The sequence below is a fragment of the Streptomyces sp. NPDC059900 genome, from assembly GCF_050270335.1.
Lineage (GTDB): Bacteria > Actinomycetota > Actinomycetes > Streptomycetales > Streptomycetaceae > Streptomyces.
On the sequence record NZ_JBNNJZ010001039.1, the window covers coordinates 1 to 1,602 of the forward strand.

The window sequence follows — 1,602 nt, forward strand, 5'->3', positions numbered from 1 at the left end:
GAGCTTCCCGGCCAGGAAGTCGGTCAGCTGGGGCAGCGACAGCTCGCCCTGCGCGGCCAGGGTGACGCAGGCGACCGGCACCTGGCCCCAGCGCTCGTCGGGCCTGCCGATCACCGCGACTTCGCGGACCGCGGGGTGCTCGGCGATGACGTTCTCCAGTTCGGCGCAGTAGATGTTCTCGCCGCCACTGATGATCATGTCTTTGGCGCGGTCGACGACCCAGACGAATCCCTGCGGGTCCTGCCTGACGAGATCCCCGGAGTGGAACCACCCGCCGTGGAAGGCCGCCGCGGTCTCCAGGGGCTTGTTCCAGTAGCCGCGCGTCACGGTCGGCCCGCGGTAGACGATCTCGCCGACCTCGCCGGGCGCAACGTCGTTCATGGCGGCGTCCACGATGCGGTACTGCAGGGTCGGGATGGGCCGGCCGACCGAGCCGAGCTTGCGCAGGGCGTCCGCGCCGCGCAGGACGCAGGTGATCGGCGAGGTCTCGGTCTGGCCGAAGACCGCCACGTTCAGGGCGCGGGGAAAACACGCGTCCATGGCGCGCAGGGTCGCATCGCTGGCGGGCGCCGCTCCCCAGCTGATGACGCGCAGTTTGAGGTCGCGCTTGTCGATGCCGGGCTGGGCGCACAGCAGCTCCCACTGCTGCGGCACGTTGAAGACGATCGTGGCGCCCTCGCGTTCGTAGGCATCCAGGACCGCCCCGGGGTCGAAGGCGCCCAGCGGGTGGATCACTGTGGTGCTGCCGACCAGGAAGTTCGCGACGATCGATCCCAGGCCCGCGATGTGGAAGAACGGGGCGGTCAGGAAGCCGACATCGGAGTCGTCGTAGATGTCCATCGCCCGGATGCAGGTGATCGCCTGTATCTGCATGTTCCGGTGGGAGAGCATCACCCCCTTCGGCCGGCCCGTGGTCCCCGAGGTGTACATGATCAGCGCGGTCGACTCCTCGCTGATGTCGGGCAGTTCCATCGGCGCGTGCGCCGCCAGGAATTCCTCGTAGGCGTGCTCTGCGGGTTCGGCTGCACTTGCTGCGCCGTCACCCTGCTCGCCGATCACGATGACCGTGCCGATCGACGCGGCCCCGGGCACGGCCCGCAGCAGCGGCAGCAGCCGCGCGTCGACGACGATTGCCGCGGGGGTGCAGTCGGTGAGGATATAGTCCAGTTCCAGGGGCGCCAGCCGGAAGCTGAGGGGCACCGCCATGGCCCCCAGGCTGTTCGCCGCGAACAGGCCTTCCACGAACCAGGGATGGTTCAGCGTCAGCAGGGCCACGCGGTCACCGGCGGCGACCCCGTGCTCGGCCAGCGCGGCGGCCAGTTGCAGCGAGCGGCGCGAGAGCTGGGCCCAGGTCGTGGTCGCGCCGAGGTGGCGCAGGGCGGGCTTGTCGGGCCGCATCTGGGCGTGGGTGGCGGCATGTGCCATCCAGTGGTGGCGGAAAGACCATGCAGGGGCCGTATCGACGGACATGCCACTCCTCGGGTTCCGGATGGGCGGGGGAGGGGGACCGGCCGCCATTATGCCCGCGATGCGGCCGCTCAAGAAGCTTTTTGTTAATGGAAAATCACATCGTGGTGCAGGGGAGACCGCGGCGGGCGCCGG

Annotated in this window: 1 protein-coding gene; it reads right to left on the minus strand. The window is 69.6% G+C overall.

Going from position 1 to position 1,602, the window contains the following annotated elements:
* The coding region (locus ACQKIP_RS46975; RefSeq protein WP_427745819.1) for an AMP-binding protein at positions 1 to 1,470 on the minus strand (1,470 nt) is incomplete at its 3' end.
* Positions 1,471 to 1,602: the final 132 nt, after the last annotated feature.